24 protein-coding genes and 2 pseudogenes are annotated in these 23,473 nt (G+C 56.2%); 11 read left to right on the top strand and 15 right to left on the bottom strand.

Annotation, left to right across the window (positions count from 1 at the left end; all coding sequences use genetic code 11):
* Positions 1-210 precede the first annotated feature (210 nt).
* Together M0D67_RS39700 and M0D67_RS39695 are read left to right on the top strand one after the other, a co-directional pair.
* Positions 211-456 (top strand): DUF4148 domain-containing protein, encoded by a 246-nt coding sequence (locus M0D67_RS39700; protein WP_171925962.1) that lies wholly within the window; start codon positions 211-213, stop codon positions 454-456.
* Positions 457-595: 139 nt separating this feature from the next.
* The gene (locus tag M0D67_RS39695) at positions 596-916 is read left to right on the top strand and encodes a DUF4148 domain-containing protein (RefSeq protein WP_266242964.1); all 321 of its coding nucleotides are present in this window, start codon (positions 596-598) and stop codon (positions 914-916) included.
* Positions 917-1,059: 143 nt separating this feature from the next.
* Here M0D67_RS39695 and M0D67_RS39690 read toward each other — a convergent pair whose 3' ends face one another.
* Positions 1,060-1,356, bottom strand: a complete 297-nt coding sequence (locus M0D67_RS39690; protein WP_233464776.1) for a cupredoxin family copper-binding protein — start codon at positions 1,354-1,356, stop codon at positions 1,060-1,062.
* A gap of 85 nt (positions 1,357-1,441) precedes the next feature.
* On the bottom strand, positions 1,442-2,386 hold the full coding sequence (locus M0D67_RS39685) for a metallophosphoesterase (RefSeq protein WP_266242962.1): 945 nt from the start codon (positions 2,384-2,386) through the stop codon (positions 1,442-1,444).
* A gap of 454 nt (positions 2,387-2,840) precedes the next feature.
* Here M0D67_RS39685 and M0D67_RS39680 point away from each other — a divergent pair, with 454 nt between their 5' ends.
* Positions 2,841-3,104 carry a hypothetical protein gene (locus M0D67_RS39680; protein WP_266242960.1) on the top strand — a complete coding sequence of 88 codons (264 nt, stop codon included), beginning with the start codon at positions 2,841-2,843 and terminating at the stop codon, positions 3,102-3,104.
* A gap of 333 nt (positions 3,105-3,437) precedes the next feature.
* Here the strand turns inward: M0D67_RS39680 and M0D67_RS39675 are convergent, their stop codons facing one another.
* Entirely contained in the window at positions 3,438-3,755 is a 318-nt protein-coding gene (locus M0D67_RS39675) for a DUF4148 domain-containing protein (RefSeq protein ID WP_266242958.1), read from the bottom strand.
* A 381-nt stretch (positions 3,756-4,136) separates the two neighbouring features.
* Between M0D67_RS39675 and M0D67_RS39670 the strand changes: the two genes are divergently transcribed.
* Both M0D67_RS39670 and M0D67_RS39665 read left to right on the top strand, forming a co-directional pair.
* Complete coding sequence (locus tag M0D67_RS39670; RefSeq protein WP_266242981.1) at positions 4,137-4,439, top strand: hypothetical protein; 303 nt, start codon at positions 4,137-4,139, stop codon at positions 4,437-4,439.
* 245 nt (positions 4,440-4,684) lie between these two features.
* The gene (locus M0D67_RS39665; RefSeq protein ID WP_266242955.1) at positions 4,685-5,728 is read left to right on the top strand and encodes a patatin-like phospholipase family protein; all 1,044 of its coding nucleotides are present in this window, start codon (positions 4,685-4,687) and stop codon (positions 5,726-5,728) included.
* Between the two features lie 99 nt (positions 5,729-5,827).
* On the opposite strand, the gene M0D67_RS39660 is transcribed toward M0D67_RS39665, so the two are convergent.
* Both M0D67_RS39660 and M0D67_RS39655 read right to left on the bottom strand, forming a co-directional pair.
* The gene (locus tag M0D67_RS39660; protein ID WP_266242953.1) at positions 5,828-6,205 is read right to left on the bottom strand and encodes a copper resistance protein CopC; all 378 of its coding nucleotides are present in this window, start codon (positions 6,203-6,205) and stop codon (positions 5,828-5,830) included.
* Between the two features lie 80 nt (positions 6,206-6,285).
* Positions 6,286-7,455, bottom strand: coding sequence for a porin (locus M0D67_RS39655; RefSeq protein ID WP_154559164.1), 1,170 nt, complete (start codon positions 7,453-7,455; stop codon positions 6,286-6,288).
* 441 nt (positions 7,456-7,896) lie between these two features.
* Between M0D67_RS39655 and M0D67_RS39650 the strand changes: the two genes are divergently transcribed.
* Positions 7,897-8,217, top strand: a complete 321-nt coding sequence (locus M0D67_RS39650; RefSeq protein WP_266242951.1) for a DUF4148 domain-containing protein — start codon at positions 7,897-7,899, stop codon at positions 8,215-8,217.
* Positions 8,218-8,583: 366 nt separating this feature from the next.
* On the opposite strand, the gene M0D67_RS39645 is transcribed toward M0D67_RS39650, so the two are convergent.
* The 9 genes from M0D67_RS39645 to M0D67_RS39605 form a co-directional block, all read right to left on the bottom strand.
* Positions 8,584-9,258 (bottom strand): DUF1330 domain-containing protein, encoded by a 675-nt coding sequence (locus M0D67_RS39645; RefSeq protein WP_266242948.1) that lies wholly within the window; start codon positions 9,256-9,258, stop codon positions 8,584-8,586.
* Between the two features lie 314 nt (positions 9,259-9,572).
* On the bottom strand, positions 9,573-10,574 hold the full coding sequence (locus M0D67_RS39640) for an NAD(P)-dependent alcohol dehydrogenase (protein WP_266242946.1): 1,002 nt from the start codon (positions 10,572-10,574) through the stop codon (positions 9,573-9,575).
* A gap of 23 nt (positions 10,575-10,597) precedes the next feature.
* A complete protein-coding gene (locus tag M0D67_RS39635) occupies positions 10,598-11,095 on the bottom strand; it encodes a VOC family protein (RefSeq protein WP_266242944.1) in 498 nt (165 codons plus the stop codon).
* Between the two features lie 16 nt (positions 11,096-11,111).
* Positions 11,112-11,555 (bottom strand): nuclear transport factor 2 family protein, encoded by a 444-nt coding sequence (locus tag M0D67_RS39630; RefSeq protein WP_266242942.1) that lies wholly within the window; start codon positions 11,553-11,555, stop codon positions 11,112-11,114.
* Between the two features lie 205 nt (positions 11,556-11,760).
* The gene (locus tag M0D67_RS39625) at positions 11,761-14,253 is read right to left on the bottom strand and encodes an RND family transporter (protein WP_266242940.1); all 2,493 of its coding nucleotides are present in this window, start codon (positions 14,251-14,253) and stop codon (positions 11,761-11,763) included.
* Positions 14,254-14,323: 70 nt separating this feature from the next.
* Positions 14,324-15,391, bottom strand: coding sequence for a YCF48-related protein (locus M0D67_RS39620; RefSeq protein WP_266242938.1), 1,068 nt, complete (start codon positions 15,389-15,391; stop codon positions 14,324-14,326).
* A gap of 84 nt (positions 15,392-15,475) precedes the next feature.
* Positions 15,476-16,831 carry a DUF1329 domain-containing protein gene (locus M0D67_RS39615; protein WP_266242936.1) on the bottom strand — a complete coding sequence of 452 codons (1,356 nt, stop codon included), beginning with the start codon at positions 16,829-16,831 and terminating at the stop codon, positions 15,476-15,478.
* Between the two features lie 16 nt (positions 16,832-16,847).
* Positions 16,848-18,503: a DUF1302 domain-containing protein gene (locus M0D67_RS39610; protein WP_266242934.1), complete on the bottom strand. Its 1,656-nt coding sequence runs from the start codon at positions 18,501-18,503 to the stop codon at positions 16,848-16,850.
* Positions 18,500-18,787 carry a hypothetical protein gene (locus M0D67_RS39605; RefSeq protein WP_266242931.1) on the bottom strand — a complete coding sequence of 96 codons (288 nt, stop codon included), beginning with the start codon at positions 18,785-18,787 and terminating at the stop codon, positions 18,500-18,502. Before M0D67_RS39605 ends, M0D67_RS39610 begins: the two co-directional genes overlap by 4 nt.
* 1,065 nt (positions 18,788-19,852) lie before the next feature.
* Between M0D67_RS39605 and M0D67_RS39600 the strand changes: the two genes are divergently transcribed.
* The 5 genes and pseudogenes from M0D67_RS39600 to M0D67_RS39585 form a co-directional block, all read left to right on the top strand.
* Positions 19,853-20,518 (top strand): TetR/AcrR family transcriptional regulator, encoded by a 666-nt coding sequence (locus M0D67_RS39600; protein ID WP_266242929.1) that lies wholly within the window; start codon positions 19,853-19,855, stop codon positions 20,516-20,518.
* 430 nt (positions 20,519-20,948) lie between these two features.
* Entirely contained in the window at positions 20,949-21,401 is a 453-nt protein-coding gene (locus tag M0D67_RS42195; RefSeq protein ID WP_367892361.1) for a Zn-ribbon domain-containing OB-fold protein, read from the top strand.
* Positions 21,398-22,552: a thiolase family protein gene (locus M0D67_RS39595; protein WP_266242927.1), complete on the top strand. Its 1,155-nt coding sequence runs from the start codon at positions 21,398-21,400 to the stop codon at positions 22,550-22,552. Before M0D67_RS42195 ends, M0D67_RS39595 begins: the two co-directional genes overlap by 4 nt.
* A 123-nt stretch (positions 22,553-22,675) precedes the next feature.
* Positions 22,676-22,978, top strand: a complete 303-nt coding sequence (locus M0D67_RS39590; RefSeq protein WP_266242926.1) for a DUF1330 domain-containing protein — start codon at positions 22,676-22,678, stop codon at positions 22,976-22,978.
* 24 nt (positions 22,979-23,002) lie between these two features.
* Positions 23,003-23,146, top strand: a pseudogene (locus M0D67_RS39585) (succinylglutamate desuccinylase); the annotation flags it as partial.
* Between the two features lie 148 nt (positions 23,147-23,294).
* Here M0D67_RS39585 and M0D67_RS39580 read toward each other — a convergent pair.
* Positions 23,295-23,417 (bottom strand): annotated as a pseudogene (locus M0D67_RS39580) (glutathione transferase GstA); the annotation flags it as partial.
* Positions 23,418-23,473 lie beyond the last annotated feature (56 nt).

The raw sequence follows: 23,473 nt of genomic DNA, 5'->3' as shown, positions 1-23,473 counted from the left end.
AGCACGTCGTTTTTATTCCCCGCCGGTCAAAATCGCTCAGTAGTACTCCGGCGTAGGCCGACATCACCCCGACCAGCCATCCGATATATGTTGCCGATCGCAAGCTGACGCGCACAGTCAGGCCGATTCTTTTATCGAAGATTCGGGAATATCTGATGACGAAGTGGTGTCTACTCATTGCATACCGCACGCTATTATCAGGAGTCTGAAATGAAGAAGCTCGCCATTGCCGCCATGTCGCTGTCCGTTCTCATGTCATCGGGCGCATTTGCCCAGAGCAAGACACGCGCCGAGGTCTATCAGGAACTGATCGAAGCGCAGCAGAACGGCCTGAACTATGTCACCGATACCTCGTACCCGGATGTCAATCCGATCTTCGCGGCACAGGTCGCCCGCATGAAGCAGGAGCATCTTGCGCAACAGCGCGCAGCCATGAAGGACAGCACTACCAATTGAACATGCGTTTTGTCCCGCCTGATCTTCCCTGGCGAATGACGGCACGCCTGCGTCCCGTCCTCTCACCACCGCTCGCATCATGTGCAGCCCAGGCCGATCTTCGCGGGAATCGGCATCCCAGGAAGCAAGGAGCACCACCATGAAATCGGATTCAATGAATCAGTTTGTTGACCGGCCACTACGTGCATTGGTTGTCGCGGGCGCGGTGCTGATGGCAACTTCAGCCAGCGTGTATGCGCAATCTTCGTCTGCCCCTGCCGCACATCAGCTCACTCGCGCGGAAGTGCGACATGAACTCGAAGAGCTGGAGGCGGCCGGGTATAACCCGGCCCAGGGCGACGACGTTGACTACCCCGCCGACATTCAGGCCGCGGAAGCAAAGGTTGCCGCCAAAAATCAAGCGGAAAGAAGTGCAGTGATGGGCCTGGGGCAGACCGGGCAGACGAAGCCGACACCTTAAGTCGACGCAGCGTCACAATTCGGAACGTGATAATCCGTGCTGCGCACCTGCATTGATAGTGCGCAGCACGGAGCTCCCCCCTCGCGCCTTCTTCCGGACAGTTACTCAACCTCTGGCGGCATGAGCTCAGGGAGAGAGTGCACCTAATTGACGGTAATCGTCGCTTTCATATACGGGTGAATGCCGCAGAATACCTTGTAGACACCGGGTTTATCGAACTTGAACTGGAAGGTGTCGTTCTGATCGAGCGGGCCGGAGTGGAACAGGCCGGCATCGTTGACAACCGCATGCGGTTCGCCATCGAGATTTTTCCAGGTCACGGTCGAGCCAGCCTTGACCGTGAGCGACATCGGCGAGAACATGAAGTTCTTTATCATGACCGCATTGGCCTCCTGCGCCTGCGCGACGGCGAAATCGGAAGCGATTCCCCACATCAGCATCCCGATGCCGAGGGAGACGACGAAGGCGAGACGAAAGAAAGTGGTTCGCATGATTAGGATCCTTGTGGGTGAGTGGTGTCCGAAATCAGACGAGTGTCGTGTCGGCAAGTGTCGCCTTCAGCGGGTGGCGCGCGATCTTGATGCTGGTCACGCCAAGCATCCTCGGAAGCTGATCGCTCGCCACCGTCAGCGGCATGGGGCCGGGGCCATTGCCGGCCGTCGGTTGGGGATACGCCGTCGAGCGCGCTGTATGGAAGGTGATATTGCCCTCCACCTTCGACACGATCTGATGGATATGCCCGTTCAGGACGGTGACCGAACCAAAGCGCTTCAGATAGCTCATCGCCTGGCCAGAATCGCCGGTGCCCCACCCCCACGGTTCGTAAATCGTCCACATCGGCATGTGCGCAAAGACGACGATCGGCGTGCTGGACGAGCGCCCCTTCAGATCGTTCTCCAGCCAGGCGAGCTGATCGTCGCCCAAGCCTCCCAGACCATTCGGCTTGAAATGCATGACGTTGACGAGCCCGATGAAGTGCACGCCGTTGTGGTCGAAGCTGTAATAGCCTTTATTGCCCGAGGCTTGACCAAAACGGTTGAAGTATTCCGTCCCTGGCCCGTCTGTCACATCATGTTCGCCGGGCACGGTATGCAGCTCGGTGATATTCAGGCCCGACAACAATTGGGCCGCGAGGTCGAACTCTGCCGGTTTGGAAAGATGGGTAATGTCGCCTGTGTGAATCGTCAGCGCCGGCTTGACCGGCATGGCGTTGACAAAATCAATCGTCTGCTTGAGCGTACCCACGACATCCGGATTGGCTTCCTTATTGAAACCAATATGCGTGTCGCTGATCTGCAGGAACAGGGGAACGCCCGAAGCAACCGACGAATCCTTCGCCGTGGCGGCAAGGGCCAGTTCCACCGGCGTGAGAATACCGCCGGCCAGGACAAACACGGTGCCTACGCCACCGAAGGCAAGACATTTCAACGCGCCGCGGCGCGACGGATCGGATGGAATATCTGACGACATAGTGCCCTCTCGACTAAGGTTCAGGAGGTAGCCCGCCAGATTATCCGACGGGCCTCCGGACTGGATTCAATACATAGACTGCCGGGTCCTCCGTTTTATTCCCGCTCGCTGCACATTTCGAATGTGGTCGTGGGGTCGGCGCAACCGGTTCGCACCCTGGTTGGCTGCGGTGGCCGCGTACCAGGATCGCATTGTCACGCACGTAACCGCGACGTGATCAGAATCGGTGACCAATACCGATCCGCCGCCTGATGCTGACGAGCCGACGGCGAACTGATTTTGCTGTCGGCCAAGTGTGTTTTATTGAAGATGCGGGAATATCCAGCGACGAAACAGCGTCTACATAGCTAACCAATTGTGCACCTCGATTAGACATGCTCATGGCCATGCGAGGCCGCGCCTGAAGGTGCAAGGACCTGCAGCCCCCCCCCAATTGAATACAGGAGATGCGAAAATGAACCAGTTTGATCTTCGTGAAAGCCCGATCCCCAGCGCGTACAGCGCTGGCGCAGCCCGCGACCACAAGGCGGCGAACGGCATTCCAGGTTTGCGCAGCCGGCCCGTAGGCAGGAAAGCTTCGTCGCGCATCCGCCGCGCAGTCTGGCTCCCTGCCGCCTTCGCGGGACTGATGGCTGCGGGATGCACGTCCCTGCCCCAGGCCGGCAGCAATGAATGCGTAGGTCCAGTCAGCTACTGCCAGCCGTTCTTCGGCTCCTGAATGGCAACTCTCCCCATGTCTGGTATCAAGTGCGACAAATTTGCATAGCAGATGGCTGGTGATTGCAGACAGAGGCGCATCGCAAAAACGGTGCGCCTCCGATGCCGATCACTATCGTTGTCTACTTGCCAGACGCCTTGCGTCGTGGCGTTTTCTACCAGCAGCACGCAAGGCCCGGTTGTCACTTGCTGAGCAACGCGAGACCTGCACCTTTTTGCCTGCGCTCCTCGTCAAGCCGAAAGCGTTGTTCTTAACTATCGATGGGCGAACCTCAAACCGACCCTGCCCGGCCTCGAGAAACCGTGTGCGACCTGTACGCGCAATCCGTCGCATTCATGGCGTGTGCTTCGTCTGCGCCATCTGGCTTCCCCCCGTCAGCGCATCCTGTTGCGCTTGATGTTTGGCCTCCAACCTTTGTTCCGCCGCCTGAATGTCCTCTGGGTAGTAGAGATCATTGGGAACAGGGCGATATCCGACCGACGCCAACTCCTTGAGTTCTTGCCGCACTTCGGCACGGGTGACCTGATGCGTGCCGGGCTCCGCCGACGTTTGCGCGTACACACAGGCTGACGTTGCCATCAGCACCGCACTCACGACGAGCGAACTACGCGCGGATTGACCAACAAGCCGATTAAGCGAATTCGATTTCATGATGCTACTCCTTGGTTTTCGAGCGCGTGATGGCCGCGATCCACTCGACTCCAGCACACAGCGCTCTGCATGGGTAAACCACTGAACCGTCATCCTTATTCCCTACTCTCTGGACCCGCCCCGCGCGGTATCGCTCCATCCGACCTGAAGATATGGCCGGATGACCCGTCAACGAGAGCACGGCTCGTTTACTCACACCGCAGTCGATCTCTTTTCTTAGGTATTTCGATCGTGGAAATTTCCATTTTTTCACAGGCTGCGGGAATATCCGGCGACGAAACAGCGTCTACTCATTACGTATCGCAAAACGGTCTGAGGTCTGCGATGGAGGAATTTGACATGAAAAGCGTATTCAAGAGAGCGGGCGGGCCGCGAGCACTGATGGCATTGAGAGGACTCCTGCTAGCGGTATCGTGTATCGCCGCGGGCAGCGTCGCGGCGCAAGGTCTCAGCCCATATGACGATATCAACTCGCCTGAAAACAGCACCCGGTTGACGCCACAAGCTGCACGCGGGAGCGAGTATCCCACCCACGGTGATCGGCAGGCGGGAGAGCTGAATCTGAATCCGACGGATCCGCGGGCGCAACTCGCCAATGGTTTGCCGAACAATGCGCAGTCTGGTGGATACGGATCGCCACTAGCCGGCGTGAGGACCAATGTCGTGCCGCCGCCGAAGAACTGAGGGTCAAGACGAGCCGGGTTGGTGCATGATGTACTGCAGATAGCTGACTGCATTGAATCGGAAGTCTGATCGCCATCGAATCCAGGCATGTCACGTGGCTGATTCGAATGCGCGCTGGCGGGCCATCAACGGCACCCTGACTGGATCCAGTGTTGGTCGCGCCGCCTGATCATAGGCGTGCGAGAACGGCCGGGACGGGTAGCTAGTCGGGGGCGTGGCTGGACCCGGCATTGAGGAGGTTTCCGATGGCGACGACGAACAGGAAGCTGCCGGTCGCGCAGAAGACGATCGCACTCGCACTGCAAGGCGGCGGAATGCACGGAGCGTTCACCTGGGGCGTGCTTGACCGCCTGCTGGAGGACGGCCGGCTTTCAATTGAAGGCGTCAGCGCCACCAGTGCAGGTGCGATGAATGCCGCCGTCCTGGCCCACGGTCTACTAACGGGTGATTCCGAAAACGCGCGCCAGGCGCTGCACGACTTCTGGCGCGCCGTTGCACAATCGGCGGAGAGCTACGACCCCTTCGGCAAGATACCGTGGTTAAAAGGAGCTCACACGCTCGGACTGGACCACTCGTCCATGTACCTCATGGCGGACATCGTTCTTCGCATCCTGTCACCGTACCAGTTCAATCCCCACAACATGAATCCGCTGCGCGACATACTGAACCAACACGTCGATTTCGCCGCGCTGCGCAGACATTGCCCGATACACCTATATCTATGCGCAACTAACGTTGAGACCGGCAAAATACGAATCTTTTCCGGCGAGGAACTGTGCATAGAGGCTGTGCTTGCTTCGGCCTGTCTCCCGACACTGTTTCAGGCAGTAGAAATCGACGGAGAACACTACTGGGACGGAGGCTATGTCGGTAACCCGGCAATTTTCCCTCTGATCTATAACTGCGGAACACACGATGTAGTGATTGTCCACATCAATCCGATAGTGCGCCCCGGCGTACCAACCACGCCGGCCGACATCCTCAACCGCATGAACGAAGTGAGCTTCAATTCGTCACTGATGCGAGAGATGCGCGCAATCGCTTTCGTAACCAAGTTGATCCAGCAAAGAAGGATCGAGCCCGGCGGGATGAAGGAAATGTTGATCCACTCGATTCGGTCCGACCAGACAATGGCCGCACTCGGCGTGTCGAGCAAGTACAACGCCGACTGGAACTTCCTCTGCTCTTTGCGTGACCGGGGACGAACCGAGGCCGGGGCATGGCTCGAGGAGAACTACCACCACATCGGCCAACGCTCGAGCGTCGATATCAGCAGGGAATTCCTTTAAGGCTACGTTGAACAAGCCGCGCAACGGACTTGAGCGCCGAAGATTGCAGAAAGAATCACTGAACTCCTAATGCAAACACAACGCCAGGCAAGATCGCCGCTATTTGACCGTGAAGGTGTATTCGGCTTCCGTGCGATGCCCGTCGGCAGCGACCGCAACCCATGTGACCGTATACACACCGGGCGTTAGCGGGTTCAGCAGCACCGCCATGTGTTTAGGGTTCGACGAATCGACCATCGACTTACCAAGCGTGACGGACCTCCGCTGTACATCCGTCACCGTGATCGCGCTAAATGCCGCTTCGAGTCCGTCATCGAAATCGATCGACACCTCCCTGGGCGAAACAGACATGCTAGCCCCAGGCGGCGGCACCTGACGTTTTGGATAGGCATGGGCGTTCGCCAGTTGCGCGATCGCGAGACTCAACGCGGCGACGGCGCCGCGTGCAGTGGAGCCGTTCAGGAAGGAGTTTTTCATAGACGTATCGTCAATCTTGATCAAGGCATGGATCGGGTATGGATAGCGCGACAGTTACGTCACGCGCCGACGTGTGACGATCAGAACCGCGTACGGATCCCCAACCGGCCCACCGCCTGATGCTGATTAGTCGACGGCGATACGCCGTTCACGTTTGCGACGGCGGGCGCTCCCGTCGAATCCCGGCCGTTGACCGTCTGATAGACGACCGCTGCATAAACGTCGGTGCGCGGCGACAACGTGTAATTCGCACCGATGGCGAACTGGTTGTAGTTCACGCCGCCGACCTTGCCCGTCACCTCGCTACCACGCGTGTAGTTATAAGAAATACCCGCGAGGAAAGCGGGCGTCACGTGATACTGGAAGCTAGCTTCGGCGTCGTTGAACACCGCCGTGCTGCGCGCAAGCGCCGCGATATCACCGAACCGGATGTTCGAATAGGTTGCGCCGAACACAGCAGCTCCGAGCGCATAGGAACCGCCCCAGCCGATAACCTGATACGACTGCGCCGTAGCGTAGCCGCTAAACACCGGCGTGCCCGTCAGTCCATTGGATGTTGCCGTATCGGCCGGGTTGCTGCCGAACAGCGAAGCCGCCGGGTTCTTCACGTTCAGGTAAGCCACGCCCATGGCCAGCGGCCCCTGCTTGTAGCCCACCCCGAGCGAATAGACCTGGTCCGTCGTAAACGACCCCGCCACGCCTCCCAGGCTGTATATGCCGCCGAACGTCAACCCTGAGTAATCGATGCTCCTGAACTTGATCGCGTTGTTGGTTCGACGGCTGTTATTGAAGTTATCCAGATCGCCTGGGTGAGCCGAGTGCGCTGTACCAACATTCGAATCGCCGAATTCGAAGTTGCCCAGATAGTCCACCACGCTGTCGTACTGACGACCGAGCGTGAGCGTGCCGAACCGGCTGCTGCTCAAGCCGACGAAAGCCTGGCGGCCGAACTCCGCGCCGCCCTGCCCGAGCTTGCCGGTATTGAGGTCGAAACCATTCTCAAGCGTAAATATCGCGGCAAGGCCACCGCCCAGATCCTCGGTGCCTCGCAGACCCCATCGTGTGCCGTTCAGTCCGTTGATGGCATCGAGCGCGTATTTGGTACCGCCGCCGGTCTTGCCAGCCACCGGTACATTGCTGACGGCCTCGAATCCTTCATCGATCAGGCCGTACAACGTCACGCTGCTTTGCGCATGGACGACACCTGCCAGCGGGCACAAAGTTGCTAATGCCAGAAGTTGCTTCTTCATTGAGTGATCCCCAGATAGCCTGCAATTAACCCGCAAGAAATTGGCGCATCCGCACCATGGATGTCCGTGTTCCAACCATGCGCGACCTGCTCGACGTCACCCGACGTTCTGGTCCTTCGCGCGTGGCTCCATCCGGCTTGACGACGAGGCCGGATGAAGGCGTTTACCAGGGCCGTTGCACGTTTATTCCCATCTAGATCGAAATTATTTGGCGTGTTGCAGGGTGCCCGCGTTCTTTTTCACAAACCCGGGAATATCCGTCGACCAACTGTGGTTAACTCAAATGCATATCTCGCAATATTCACCAGATACTAAGGAATCTGAAATGAATAGATCCATCTTGTTAGCTCGAGCCAACGCTGAGTCACTGTCGTTCATCTGATTCTCGGCCCGCCCTCTCTATCCTGCGAACCAGCACCTTGAAACACCAGGAGTATCGCCATGAAATCAGTCTCACAAATTCGGTTATTCGACCAGTCGTTGCGCAACCTGGTGGTCGCAGGCGCGATTCTGATGTCGACTTCGGCTGGCGTGTTTGCGCAAACCATGCCTGAGCCGCCGACACATAGAGTCACGCGCGCAGAGGTCATGCAAGAACTCTACGAACTGGAGGCTGCAGGGTACAACCCGTCCCAGGGCGACGACGGTTCATATCCCGCAGATCTTCAGGCTGCGCAAGAAAAGGTTGCCGCCAAACATCGAGCGGAACGAAACGCGGTGATGAGCGCAGGCCAGAATGGGCAGGCGAAGCCGGCACCTTGAGGTGCAGACGGTCGCCAGTATTCCGTGTACATCGTTGATGTCGCGTACGCGACGTGATGCACGGTAGTCAGGTGTTGCCGCGGGCGATGGTTGTGCAACGTAAAACGCAGCGTTCGGTGCACTTCTGGTTGACCGAACCGACCTGATCAGCGGTATTTGAACGGGTTGAGAAGGCTCACTTGGAACAGGAAGGGCGGATTCAACCGGTAGATGCAATAGTTTGCTGGAATCGTTCGAGGGCCTGGCGTGCGCGCTGCATCTCGTCGACCTCGAACAGGCCGATGAGGACGATCGCCGTTTCCTCGATGTTGCGGTTGCGACCTGCCGTAATGTGCCAGCGTTTGCCGACGACGTGAACCTTAAAATTTACCCGGGCGTCGTTGAGCCAGCCACTCTGGTGTGCGGCATCCGTTGCTCGACGGGCGGCACTCCGCTTTCTGCCAGGACGACCAGATACTTTGCGCTCGTTCTCCGATGTTGCCGGGCCTCCCGATACGCCGCGCTGTCATGCCAACTTTTGGCGGCGTCCCTTGAGGGGAACTCATAGACCGTTACTCCCTGCACGGGACCCTGTCCTTCCAGGATCAAGAACCGGCCATGATCCATTAGAACCTGGGCCCCGTAATCCGCCAGCGTTTCATTCACGCGCTGCCAATAGGTATTGAGCGCCCCCTGGTCGACTATTTCACGGCAAATGGCGACGACGTAGACAGGCTTGTCAGCGCTGCGTTGACTGACAGGAGCGACCCCACTCTCCACGACCATGCCGAGATAGTCGTTGCCATTCGTTCGGTCTTTGCGGGCCTGGACGTATGCGTCACCGTTGAACCACTCGACCGTCTGCTCAAAGGGAGGGAACTCAGCTATGACAACTCCCTCGACGCGCTCATTCAGATCTGCGTCGAGCACCTTGCAGGGGCCATACCCTGCGAGCACATCGACATTATTCTTGGGATAGACCGCCGGCGCGTCCCGCCAGTAGCGCTCAAGTCCCGCCCGGTCTCTCACCGCCTGGCAGATGTAAACAAGATAATTAGACATAGTGTGCACCCCATATCTTCATTGACGCCCAGGTCCGCTTTGGGCATGCGCAGCGCATATAGTTTCAAAAGTTCGAAGACGCGAGTTGGCGAGACCCGAAGCCGATTCTCGAACCGCCTGACAATCCGGTTGCCAAAACCGGCACGATCGCCGTCTCGGCGTCCGGGTGAAACGGCTACTGACAACGAGTGTTTCGGAAAGCAGTAGACCGGCACGGTAACGGTCCAGGAGATCAGACGATCGAGCAGATTCCTGACTTTCCATTCGTCGCATAACCTCGGGTACCTCCGTCATGGACCTGATCCGCGTGCCTGTTAATCAACCGCGATGACGATCTTGCCGAAATGATTGCGGCTGTCCAGATGTTCGAGAGCGTCTCGAATTTCGGAGAACCCGAAAACGCTATCGACCACCGGCTTGACCTTCCCGATTGCGATAGCGCGCATCATGACCTCCGCCGCATCCCGGCTACCGGACATGATCCCGTCGATATGAACAGACTTGGTCATCAACGGGTAAATGGGCAGGCTCGCCTCCACCCCTCCGAGAATGCCGACCTGTGAGATATGCCCACCATTGGCCACTGCAACGAGCGATTCACCAAGTGTGGAGCCCGCCACATCCACAACGAGGTCAACGCCGCGCCCACCCGTCAGCTCCGACACAAGCTTCCCCCAACCGGGAGTGTGAGAGTAGTTGATTGTGTGATGCGCACCAAGCGCCTTCGCGCGCTCCAACTTCGCATCGCTCGACGAAATGATGAAAGTCTCAGCGCCCGCGGCCATGGCAAATTGCAACGCCATTAAGGACACACCGCCAGTGCCCTGCACGAGGACAGCGTCTCCCGCCTTAATATTCGAACTCTCGGTTATCGCCGACCAGGCAGTAACCCCGGCACAGGGAAGCGTCGCCGCCTCGGCGTCGCTGAGAAAATCCGGTACTTTGATAAGCTCAGCTTCGGGGACGACCAGATATTCTGTGGCAACGCCGTCATATGTGCCCCCGCGGTCCCTTTCGAACTTATGCGGAGCGATCGTGCCATCGAGCCAATCGGGATAATAGGTCGCAATTGCGCGGTCACTGGTCTTCACACGAGTTACGCCAGCACCTACCTCGACCACTTCTCCGACGGCATCCGATAGCGGGATAAGCGGGTATTGGACTGGCATATATCCCTTGACTACGAACAAGTCACGATAGTTAAGTGAGATCGCTTTCACTTTGAGACGGACCAAGCCGGCAGCAACAACTCCCTCTTTACGATCCGTTACCCGCAGCGCCTCAACACCGACACCGGTAAGTTCCACCACTCTCACGGCATGTCCTTTCTAGAGTTAGGTCAGTTTGCGCGAAGGCTATCAACAGCATCGGGGTTATGCTCCCACATCTGAATCATATTTCCATCGGGATCGTAAAAAATGAACGTTCTCCCCAAGTTGGCGGCAGGCCAAACATACTCTGTTTGAGTCTTGTAGCCGGCCGCGCGCACCTTGTTATAAAACGCATCGATGCCTTCAATTGCGAGGGCAATCTCACGAATTCCGCTATCTCTATAAAGCAACTTATCAGCTGGTGTCTTCTGAACTTCTGGCACTATTGGTGCAAGCAGTTCCATGATTGCGCCCTGTTCTGAGACCATGACCGCAACGTCTGCCTTTGCGCCGGGTGTCTTATAGAGATCCTCTAGCAACGCGCGAGGTGCCAGGACAGTCGGCGCCCAATTCTCCCCATCTGGGATGATCGTCCGTACCCTAAGACTAAAACCCATAATGTTTTGCCAGAAATCCACCTGCCGGTCGAGATCGGTCGTAACAATGCAAATGTGATGAAAGAACATCCTTGCCCTCCAGTCTTCAGATGAATTTTTCCCACGTCCGAAGCCGTGTGGTTCGGCTGTATTCGATCTTCCAAACTCCGTCAACCTTCACATATCGCTCGTGATAGTGACCCCATCCTTTAAATTCGCTGGTCGGCATCTGCACCCAGTCATGCATCGCCCAGATACCTTCTGCGGTTGTCGGACTAGTCAATGTAATTTCAGGGAGAAAGGCCTGATGTACGGTGCGAGCTCCTTTGAGCAAAACCGCCATCCCTACGACGAACTTATCCAGGCCCTCGATGGTCGCCGTATTGGACTCTTCACTGGAGGAGCGTGGAATGACCTCATACACGCCTACGAAGTCCTCCGTGAAGAGCTCTCTAAATTTCTCCCATTGCTGGGTATCGCCGTAACGGACATATTTGGCCTTCAATTGTTTGATTTCCTCAATGTCTCGCCAGCTTTCCTCATTTTGCATACATCCTCCTAAATATAAGTGAGTTGCCTTTCCGCCGACATAACGCCCATACACCCAATGCGTCGACAAGTCCGTCAGACGCCTGTCGATCACCACGATTTCAAATCAATGCATGTCGATCCGATCAGCCCGCCCGTTAGACGCTCCAGGTCTGCCCGAGACGACGTCGTGAAAAAACCAGCTCCCACTCTTCGCACCCCACGATTCATATAGATCGACTCGCCGGCTCCGTCAACACTGCATCATCCACCGTGGTGTCCAAGCTTCGGCCCTTATCCGAAGCGGGTACGTCCAGTGGTTGATTCCTCTTCTGTACAACCCCTCTCAGCAAGAAATGCGATAGTGCAGGAATCAAAACGAGAGCGCCGACCATATTCCAGAGAAACATAAACATCAGGAGGATTCCCATATCCGCCTGGAATTTGATCGCAGAGAACCCCCATGTCGCCACGCCGGCTGCGAGCGTCAGAGCGACAAGCACTATTACTTTTCCTGTGAATTCGACTGCTCCTTGATATGCTTCCGCGAGCGTGGCACCTCGCCGCTGCAGTGCCAACTGGATGCTCAGAAGATAGAGTGCATAGTCGACTCCGACGCCAACCCCCAAAGCGATGACCGGGAGCGTCGCTACCTTTACACCGATCCCGAGTACCACCATCAACGCCTCACAAAGCACAGAGGTCAGGACAAGCGGCACTACCGCGACCACGACTGCGCTAATACTTCGAAACGTTATAAAGCACAGCACCACAACGGCAGAATACAGAAGAACCAGAATCAAATGGTTTGCCTGCTCAACTACGATGTTGGTGGCCGCCTCTATCCCCGCAGAGCCTGCCGCAAGCAAAAATTTTCTGTCATGAGCATCGTGTTGCAATGCGAAGGCCTGAACCGTTCGTACCATTCTCCCTAACGTCTCGGCACGATGATCCGTCAAATGTGCAATGATCGGGACAACGGAACAGTCACTGTTAACTAGCTCCGGATAGTTGGCGATGACCTGTTGCATCGCCGGTGCAATCACCAACGGATCGCGACTTATCGTCATCCATTTCGGATTTCCTTCGTTGTTGGCTGCGGAAATGCCTCTAACGAGTGCCGCTGGAGAGGTGACGCCCTCCACGCCTGGCGTATTCATGAGCTGTACGCCCAGTCGATCTTCTTCGAGCAGCGTCTCGAACTTGCTGCATCCTCCGGAAGGCGTCTTGACCATAACTGCGAACTGATCGTCTGTGAACCCGTAGTGCTGAGTAACGTACGCCACGTCGAGATTGTATTGCGACCGCGGTCGAAGTTCGGGCGCCCCGGAATTGAGGTCCCCAATTTCCAGGTGTCGACTGATCACATAACCAGAGGCGCCCATCAGTGCTGCCAAAATGACAGCGACGGTTGCGCCTTTTTTCGCAGTAAAGGGCGTCAGCAGTCGCGCGAGGCGTCGCCCAATTCCTGTTCCCTTCGAGTTCTCGCTCACTGACCTTGTCGCGGCCTTCTCACTCACTCCGACGTAAGAAAGCGCCACAGGAACCAATATCAACTTCGTGCAAATGAGTACGCATACACCAACGCTTGTCGCAATTGAAAGCTCCCTTATCACCGGAATGTCAATTACCATCAGCACTGCGAATCCAACAACATTTGTCAGCAATGCGGTAAGACCTGTGGCGAACAACCTACGGAACGTGTATCGAGCCGCCACATACTTGTGAACGCCACGCCCAATGTCCTGCATGATCCCGTTCATCTTCTGCGCCCCGTGACTGAGGCCGATGGCAAATATCAGAAACGGAGCCAATATCGAATACGGATCCAACGTATATCCTAAAAACCTCATCAGCCCGAGCATCCAGATCACGCCGACCAAGGAAGCTCCCACCAATATAGTGGTACTGCGCCAACAGCGGGTATAGCAGAGCACAATTGCGGTAGCGATTGCTACGGAAATGCAAAAGAAGAGGAAGAACTGCCGCAATCCGTGAATTAGATTACTCACCAGCTGCGCAAATCCAATAACGTGGATTGTTGTATGACTGTCTGCCTGGCTAAGCACCCTCCTGTTGATTTCATTCGAAAATGAAACGTAATCCAGCGGCTTACCGGTTGCAGGATCCGCATCAACCAACGGCACTACAATCATCGTCGACTTATAGTCTTTCCCAACCAGACTTCCAAGCAGACCAGCGCGTATAATATTGCCCCCCAAGGTCGATCGCGCCTCCTCGGATCCGTCGTAGTGGTCCGGCATCACAGGACCTGCCTGAAACCCCTCCTCGGTAACTTCAGTCCAGCGAACCGAAGGAGTCCATAGAGACTTCATCCATGACCGGTCGACACCAGGAAGTAAAAACAATGCGTCATTTATTTGCTTTAGCTTTCCTATATAATCTGCGTCAAAAATCGTCCCGCTTTTTGATTCAACTATAATTCTCACCGAATTTCCTAGCCCCCGTAGGGCATCCCTATTATCAAGATAGTTCCTAATATAGGGGTGGGACTGAGGAATCATACTTTCGAAGCTTGCATTAATAGATAGCTTGCTAGCACTAAGCGTGAGAAGCGCGGAAACTATCAAAAACGCGAGCACGATCCACCGCCGATGATTGAAAATCATCCGCTCCAAAGGGCCGCCGCTGGCGGTGTCGAATTCATCCAGTTTACTCACAACTGGAAAGTTACCGGAACTATCAAATATCGGTTCCATTTACGTCCTCATCGCGATAACCGTTAAGAACCGCTGCACAGTTGGTATAAAATCCGTTTCGCGGAAACCGTCACGGAGCCGTGTATGCATCCACGACCTGATTCCCCGCGACTCCTGTAATTACCACCCATCCTTGCCGCTTGGGCGAGGCGATTCCAGTGAGCATCGGCATATTTATCCTTGACATCGGCGAAAATCGTGCGATACCGATATCACTCTGAGTAACCAAGCCGACAACGTCAACCAAAGCCAGTCGTCCGTTAGGCAATGCAGTTCCTGCGGTAATAGTCGCGCCCGTCCCAGTCAAAACCGCTGACCACGTTCGCCCACCATCAATCGACTTGAATGCCGTGCCGCGTAGCCCGTAGGCAACGACGGTGTCTCGAACGCCGACTACCCCAAAGAGGCTGCCTCGATACCCCGTCAGTTCGCGGACAAACTGCTGCTCTCCCGGTCGCCGTACGAACACTGTTCCCTTCTCCGACGCAATGTACAAACTGCCGTTCAGCTCGCATAGGCCGAACAGGTGAAGTCCCTCCGGGTTATCCATGTGGTCACTCCAAGGCAGCCAATGCTGGCCACCGTCTGATGTGTGCATTGACAAGCCGAACGATCCAACCGCGAATCCCTCTCGGGCGTCCAGGAAAAGAACCGACAGGAGCGGGATACTCGCGTTATCCTTCTCGTGCGCTCGCGCATCCTCGAGCAGCGAACGTGCCTGCTGGTCTCCCTCCTCGACTTTTTTCTGGTAGTACGCGATCGTCAGCTTGCTCGCTTCCACCCCAGCCATTTGTTTGTGCCAGGTCTTGCCGGCGTCGTCGCTATGCAATATGAGGCCATCATGCCCAACTACCCAACCGTCGGTTGGAGTCGGAAATGCAACCGCCGTCAGATCCACGGAAACAGGCACCGAGGATTGCCTCCAGGATTTGCCGCCATCATCGGAATACATGATCAGCCCGCGCCACCCTGCAGCGACCAGCCGGTCTCCAGCAGTGGTGATCGCAGTCAACGGCGAGCGTGAAGGACGCGATACACTGGGCGCGGCAGTAACAAGCGGGTCAACAAAACCCGTGGTCGCCGACGCCCAGAAAGAGAAGGTGAGACCCAACACGAATAGCAAGAGTCTAGTAGGCATTTGACATTCCCGTTTCTTCACCAGGTACTGTTTGTCAGAGTCTGCTTCCGTACCACTTGCGGTTGCGTCTCACAGACACTTCAATCACCGCACGCCTGCACCGGCCAGCGCATCCGGAGTCAACCCCGACTTAAATGGCACGTCCGGCAAGACTTTATAAAATCCACTGGGGGTTTCAATGCCAGCCATCGAATAGTTTCCCTTTGAGAAATCGTAAATAAACTGATTGAGAAATGGTTGATCCGGAACGCTTCCGTACGGAACGAAGTGTGGCCCAAAGCCGGCGCGATAGATATTGCCAGAGTGGTCATATGCATCCGTGGCGACGATTGCCCACGAGTCCTCGTCCACATAGTATGTTCTCCGTAAAACAACATGACGCGCTGAAGGCTTCAAATCTGCCTGCACCACCCAGACCCGGTGAACCTCCCATCGCAGCGCATCGGGTGAAATGAAGTGCTTTCCGAGCATCTGGCTCAATGGCGTTTCAAAGTGAAACCGATAAGTGTTGTAAGGAATTATCATCTCCCTCTTTCCAACAATCTTCCAATCAAACCGGTCCATCTTGCCGTCCCATAGATTGACCTCATCACCAAGCTCAGCTCCACCAATAAAGGAAACGGGAGTGTCATAGGTAAGCTCCGGTGCGAGACGTACACGTCTAAGTCCGGGGGTATAGGCATAGATCGTCTCGTCATCGTGCTGATAATTCAACGGCAGCCACTCCAGGATCTTCTGCCCCACCGACGACGGCGGGCCGACAAATGTGGTAGTCCATTTCCTATACCACTTGTCTGGTTTCGCGGCGGGATCGTAGTAAGCCGAGTAGGCCATCACCCTGTTGCGTCCGACCTCCGTCGCGTTCCCAGAAGAGTCGACCAAAAAAGCGCTGTTCAAGCCGTCGTGAGAGAAGTGTGTGTAAGCAAGCGTGAAGTTCCAGATTACCTCCGCGCCACGCTTTGGGATTGGAAACGGAATGCCGCCCCAAGCGTTCTCGACGTTCAAATTATCGGAACTCAGACTCGCGGTGCGGGCCAGCTCCTTCGTCTTCTCGAGTACCCATTGTGGGTAGACCATGGTCCGATGTGAGGGGAATACGTCGACTCGAAAATCAGGATAGCGCTTCAGGAGTTCCTTCGTGCCCTCCGTCAATTTATCGCTATACTCCGCCATGTTCTTCTGCGTTATCGAGACCACCGGCTTCTCACCTGAAAACGGGTCGGGGTAGCGTCCACTCCCCTCCTTATAGCTAGCCGGCGGCTTGATCGGTTCGCCTGTATATGCAGAGACCAGGCCGTCCGCACTCGCCTTAGGATCTGCACCGAACGCCGTCAATGTTGTTCCGAGCGCCTTAGCCTCGCTATCGGTGACTTCTGCGCAAGCGTGTCCCACAACAAGAATCGCCACCGACATTGCAATCGCACTCTTAATTGAACCCATGATTTCACTCCTCCTGTCAGAACGCTGCCTGCAGCGTTAACAACACATATCCTTTATCGTTGTACATATAGGGGCCCGCTCCGGTCGTTGTTGCCAGGGGAGCACCCGCGGAACTCGTCTGTTGATATCGGCTATGAAAGCCGCCGTAGTACAGCGCGACCGTATACTTCTGTCGGATCACTGCCGATGCACCGATCTGCCACGACCAGCTTTGCTGAAAACTCGAACCGTTCGTCGGCCCGGTGCCGGCGAGTCCGGTCGAAACGGTTATCGGAATAGTCAGGTCCACACCCGGCAACACCTGAAGGTATTGCGGCGCGAAGTTGACAGTGAGTGCGACGGCGTTGCGAGTCGAGCAACCCGTGCTTGTCCCACCGTTTTGGCACGCAACAGACCCTACTCCGTTATAGAGTTGCGGCTGAGCTGTAATCCGTTGCAGATGCGTATACGCCAACTCGGCGGCAACTGAGCCGGTGCTCCATAGAGGAGTCCGCGGCAGGATATACGTAGCATTCAATAGGCCATTGATGACGTCACCGATAGGACCTTGCTTCGTTGCCGGATCGATACCGACATTAGCTAGAGCTGTATGAGCTCGATAGCTAACTTCACTGCCTACGCTGACGTCGCCGATCGACTTGCTCAAACTGATGCCATATAGCTTGACGTTGTCGTTATATACAAGCCGGTAGCCGGATGAGGTGATTAGCGGCGCCTCGTAAGGCGCCGTCTCCGCCAGACGGCGAAAGTAGACGCCGATGGTACCGCCCGAAAGCCAGTCCGGCCGCCAACGCGCGTTTACACCAAAGTTACCCTGATAATGGGGCGTCAGAGCAGACAACCGGGGTAAGAACGGTTGCTGCGACGAACCCGTGAAGAGTCGGTCAGGCCCATTAAAAAGGAAGTCTGTGATTCCGAAATAGGTCCCTCCTTCGGGATAGCGGTTTGGTATCCAGTCCAGGAAATACTGACCAGCCAACGACAATGAGGGGGTTACCTGGGCGGACATAGACAGTTGGCTGACCGGCAGGAACAATTGATTCAATTTGGCGCCTGGACTCGTGATTGCTTTGTTGATGTCAATCGGTCCTTGCGCGTACGCAATGCTGTTGGCGGTGTTGAACAGTGCTTCGCCCCAATAGACAGATGTCTGCCCCAGTCTGACGCTGATTGGTATGGAACCGGCGTCGAACGTTCCGAATACAAAGGCGTCGAGCAGTTGGCCGCCGGGTCCACGGTAATACTTGTCGATGTAGCTGGAATATGTGTTGTTTATGTACGTCGATGGTATTCCAACTGACGCAGGTCCGGCAGCAGGCCCAACCGATGTGTTGTGGTAGGCGGCGTCATACCAACCCTCTGCACTGACCCTGAAGCCGTACCGATTCTTGTAGATCAGCTCGAACTCGGATAGCACGTCGACGCGATTTTCAAACAGATCGCCCTTCCCAAACTTCTTATCAGATATCCCAAAATTCGGATTGTTCAGAATTGCGGGATTCTGACCCTGTACGCGCACTCCACCGTTGTAGGACACCGTATTGTCCCAGTGTATTTCCAAATCAGGATTTGGAGTCTCAATTTGAAATGCGTGAGATTGCGTTGCAACCGCAAGTGGCAATGAGATAAGAGCAACCGATTTGGCAGAACGTATTACCGATGACCGCTTCATGGCGCACTCTCGCACTTGTCCAGTTGCTTGATATCCCGAAGGTGCGAAACGCTGCTGGTGTGATCCAGCAGCACGAAGCCTTCCCTGCCCAGGTCCAGACTGCCCCGGGTGGAGCAAGCGTCCCAGATCCTGGCCTCACGGGTCTCAAGCGAACGACAGGTCTTGGATGTGTCAAGCAGATTCGACGTCGCACGTGCGACGTTCCAGGTGAAATTCATCCTGCCGCGCACATACGGACGGTCGACTACATCCGGTTCACGGGGAGCCGTTGGGGGGGTGACCATGCTAAGCATCTCCTGTCTGTCTTTCTCTTTTTAAAAACCGCCGGTCTTTCCACTATCGCTGGTGTGGTTGCCACTGGCACCTCCAGGCAGACAGAGGTGGTGCGACATGGTTGGCCGGATTGTTCGCCCAGACCATGTCATAAGCAGCCCTGGCACCCGACAAATCACCGAACGGCTCTTCAAACATAACTAAGGATAACTTCTTAAATAAAGGCTGCGATAACCAACGGTAGCTTGTGGCGCGCAGGCACAATTGCGAACTTATAGGTGCATCAGTGGCCCAACAACAACCAGCGAACGGACGGCACCTTGTTCCTTGTCAACGACGGAATAGCAATCTCTCTGACACTGTCGCCTGACAAGGCGGCACACTCTCGATGCCGGTCGATCAACTGACATGCCAGGGTTCAAACAGCCCCACCAATGCATGGCAGCCCAGCTATGCAACACGACCGTATCGTCCCATCGTGGGCCGCTCCCGCTCGGGAGGAAACACGCACCACCGACCGTCGTCATGCCGGAAAAAGAACAGTTCGAAAGGTCCCGCTGCCCGGGATGACTCGATGCGGATGCAACGATGGTGGTCAGTGCCCGGATAGCTGCATCGCGTCAGTCTGATCGTCCGCCCGGGCGCGGGCGTCAACCATTTGTCGACAAGCCAACGCAAAGATTGCCCCTCCGTACCCATCTCCTGCTCCTCAAACGCTCCCGGGTTCTCCGCATCCGGCCCCGGGTGGCGTGCCTTCTGGCTCGTGATCGCCAGTGGGTCCGCCCTACGGCCGGCCGCTCGTCTTTATCGGTCTATGGACCTATAATAGTAGTCAAAAGACTGAGATGCAAGCCGAGTCGCATCGGGAAAACACCAATAAATTCGCCACTTCATGGCGAAAAACAATTATCAGACATAAAAATTTGACATGTTTTACAGGTTTCATGACCTATAGTATAGTGAGGTATGTGGCCGATGCTCGCCCGTTTGTGGCATCTTTGCCTGGCTCAATGCAGGCTCAGCGAGGTTCCATTGGCGCTTCGGGTTCTTTGGCCATCCCGCGACGAGGAAGAGAAATGAAACAACTGACCATTACGGCGGAAGATATGTCCGCCACCAATTCGGCCGGCGAGACCAGGCGACGGGGAAACCGAACCACGCGCGTGCCTGAAATCCTCGAGATTTCAATAAACGCCTTCGCCACCGATGGGTACGCGGCGTTCAACCAGCGGCGTGTCGCGAGTGAGGCCGGTCTTCGGTTGAGCACGCTTCAGCACTACTTCCGCACAAGGGAAGACCTGCTGCGGGCCACCGTCGAGGCAATGGGCGACCGCTACCTCGATTTGTATCGCAAACTGTCCAGGGATAGTTCGCTTACGCCTTTGGCACGTCTTGACAAGATTGCCGATGAGACATTTAACGCGCTGGCGCGGCCGAATAGCAACTTCAGCGCCTTTGCGATTGAACTCTGGAGTTTGGCTGAGCACGAGGACTTCGCTCGTGATCTGCTCGAGGAAATCACCGGACAAAACCTGGAGATATTTGCAGGCCTGGTCTCGAAGATCAATCCTGAATTGTCTTCAGAGGACTGCGCTCTGCGAGGCGCATTGCTCACGTCAAACTTGCAGGGCTTGCTCATCTTTGTACGTCGGGCTGGCAAGAACACTCCAGATCTCGATGGGCTTCGCGCTATGACGAAGGTAGTCTGGAGAGCACTGAGCACCGCACCAGGCTCCTCCTGAATCACCATAAGACTCCATCGCCAGATAACCTGCTGGGCATCTACTCTCTCAACCAATAACCAATTCTGCCCCCCCGAAGCGAGATCAATAACTCCCGCCCGGAGATTGCACCCTATAAAACTCGTGCGTTAGTGATCGGGGTTGTGCCAGGCGCGTCTCAGTTGCCGTCTCCACAGTAAGAGTGAATAATTTCTTAAACTAAGGAATACCAATTATTGCCTCGATGAAGCAAGTGCTCTACATTGTGATTCTATGACGTCTTCGATCTGAGATTCCGTTTTGCACCCGCAGAACCTTCAGCGACAGGGCGACTCTTACGCAAGCGACGGCCGGGAACACAGGTTTGACTGGCCACCGGATACGGCGCGCTTCGGTAAGCGGTTAAGAATTGACTTCTCCCGCTTCGCACCAATTTACAGGAGTGCCAATTATGTGCTCTGAAATATTCTCTGAATCTTCCATTGCAAGGGTGGTGCCCGCAGTCCCTTTTCTTGTCGTCGCACCGGATGGCCGCGCACATCTCGTCGGCTCGCGCTGCACGGATTGTGGGGCCATCATGCCAGGTAGACGCATCGCGTGCGCCGCCTGTGGTGCACGTGGGCATCTGGAATCCATCCAGTTGGCTGAAAGCGGTCGCCTCTGGAGCTATACGGTTGTACACCGCAGCTTTCCGGGAGTGATGACCCCATTTGTAGCAGCAATCGTCAATTTGGATGGCGGCGGAACACTAAAAGGTACGCTAACTGACGTGACACCAGACCCTCGTGCCCTGCCTTACGACATGCCAGTGGAAATTGTCTATCGCGATTCCGGCCAGAAGGCGGCGGACGGCTCTCCCTTCCTCTCCTACTACTTCGTCCCATCCCGCCGAGGTCACAGATGACTGACGTTTATATTGTCGGGATCGACATGATCCCATTTGGCCGCTATCCGACTCGCGCGGTACCCGAACTCGGCGCGGAAGCCGCCTGGCTTGCACTTGACGATGCTGGGCTCGGGATCCGCGACATGCAAGCACTATATTGCGGCAACCTGATGGAAGCCCATTTGATGGTCGGGCAGCGCATTCTGCGTGAGATGGGCCTTACCGGCGTTCCTGTCACCAATGTGGCCAATGCTTGTGCCACTGGCGCCACCGCTTTCCGAGAGGGGCTGATCGCCGTGAAGTCCGGTCTGTACGACGTCGTGCTTGCTGTGGGCGTAGAGCAAATGGGCCGCGGACTGCTAGGCGGAAGTGGCCGTTCCGACGGCTTTGTCGAGGAAGGCGTACTCGGATCGAATACCATGCCAGCGATGTTCGCTCAGATTGGAGTAGAACACGCACGCAAGTACGGCACTACCTTCGAGCAGTTCGCCAAGGTAGCGGTCAAGAACCATCGCCATTCCACCATGAATCCCAAGGCGATGAGTCAGCGTGAGACAACGCTGCGGGAAGTCATGGAGGCGGAGATGATCTCCTGGCCCAACACCAAGTTGATGTGTTCCATCAACGTGGACGGAGCAGCGGCCGCCGTGATTGCTTCGGAGAGTGCCGCACGGCGGTTAGGCTTGTTGGAGAGAGCGGTGCGGGTGCGCGCTTCGGAGATGACTTCTGGACCGTATACGCCGAAAGAGTTTGCGATTCCCGACTTCAACGAGGTCACCCGTAACTGCGCACGTCTCGCCTACGAACACGCTGGAATAGGTCCTGATGCACTGGACCTTGTGGAGCTTCACGACTGTTTTGCAACGGCCGAATTGGTGCACTACGAAAACCTGGGTCTGTGCAACGAGGGGGAAGCGGGCCGAATGATCGATGCGGGGGAAACCGCGCTCGGGGGACGAATTCCAGTTAATGTGTCAGGTGGTCTTCTGTCAAAGGGCCATCCGCTCGGCGCAACGGGCATCGCCAATCTATATGAGGTGGCGACTCATTTACGAGGTGCAGCAGGTGCGCGACAGGTCGTCGGCGCCCGGATGGGCCTTACCCATGTTGTCGGTGGCTCTATTGGGCGTGGCTCAGCATGTGTAATCCATGTTCTCGAAAGGGTTTGAACCTGGATGGTCGCGAGGGAGCGCTGACCAGTGAGAATCCGGATGTCGACCAACTCTGTAACACAAAGCATCAGGTGATTTGCTCAAGTGCAGTATTCATTTTCTACATAGAGTGGAGGACCCGTGACCGCCTTTGTTGTAGTTGTCAGGAGGGCGACCCTGGACGCAGCAGAGATTGCCGCCTATCTTTCCAAAGCACGAGCCGCTTCCATCGGCCATCCCTTGACCATTCGAGTATTTCAGGGACGACACAAGGTACTCGAAGGCCCAGAGATCGAGTCGATAGTAATACTCGAATTTCCATCCTTCGAGGACGCGGAGCATTGGTACGACACCCCTGCTTATCGCGAAGCGCTGTCTCACCGTCTGCGCGGTGGAGACTATAGCGCCGTTATCGTTGATGGCGACATTCCAGAGCAGCATTAGGCTCGGAAAAATGGCCCCGATTGTTCGCTGCTTGCGCGCGACGGCGACTCTCGTTATGCGGTGCGGCACGTCGAAGAGCGCATCGTGTTTCCGAATCCCACGGTGAAGCCGGGCTTGTGCGCCGGCCTGCTCGTGGTGGAGACAACGCAGGAGACCCTCGCCGCGCTCACTTTAGGGAACACATGCCGCATGGTTGCGCATTGCCGACCAAGCGGCACATCGGGCCACATAGGCATCGATCGAACTTCAGGCCGCGTCGGCCTTCAGCAACCCTTCCGCCAGCAGCGTTTCACGCACCTCCGGTCGTGCTGCGACACGGGCTGAACGTCTTGTGCAGCTCGGTGCTGACGAACGTGAGCCACTCGAGCACCGCGAGACGCCCCGCCGAGCCGGCAGGCGGAATGAGCGCGCGTTGCGGATCGGGATCGCCAATGTACTGCTGTTAGCGGCGGTGCAAATCCGACACTAAACGGCGGCGCAAGGTTAAGTAAAAGC

The organism is Paraburkholderia sp. SECH4 (assembly GCF_030511745.1).
Taxonomy (GTDB): Bacteria; Pseudomonadota; Gammaproteobacteria; order Burkholderiales; family Burkholderiaceae; genus Paraburkholderia; species Paraburkholderia madseniana.
Note: the sequence above shows the minus strand (reverse complement) of the source record. Positions and strands in the feature narration are given on the sequence as shown.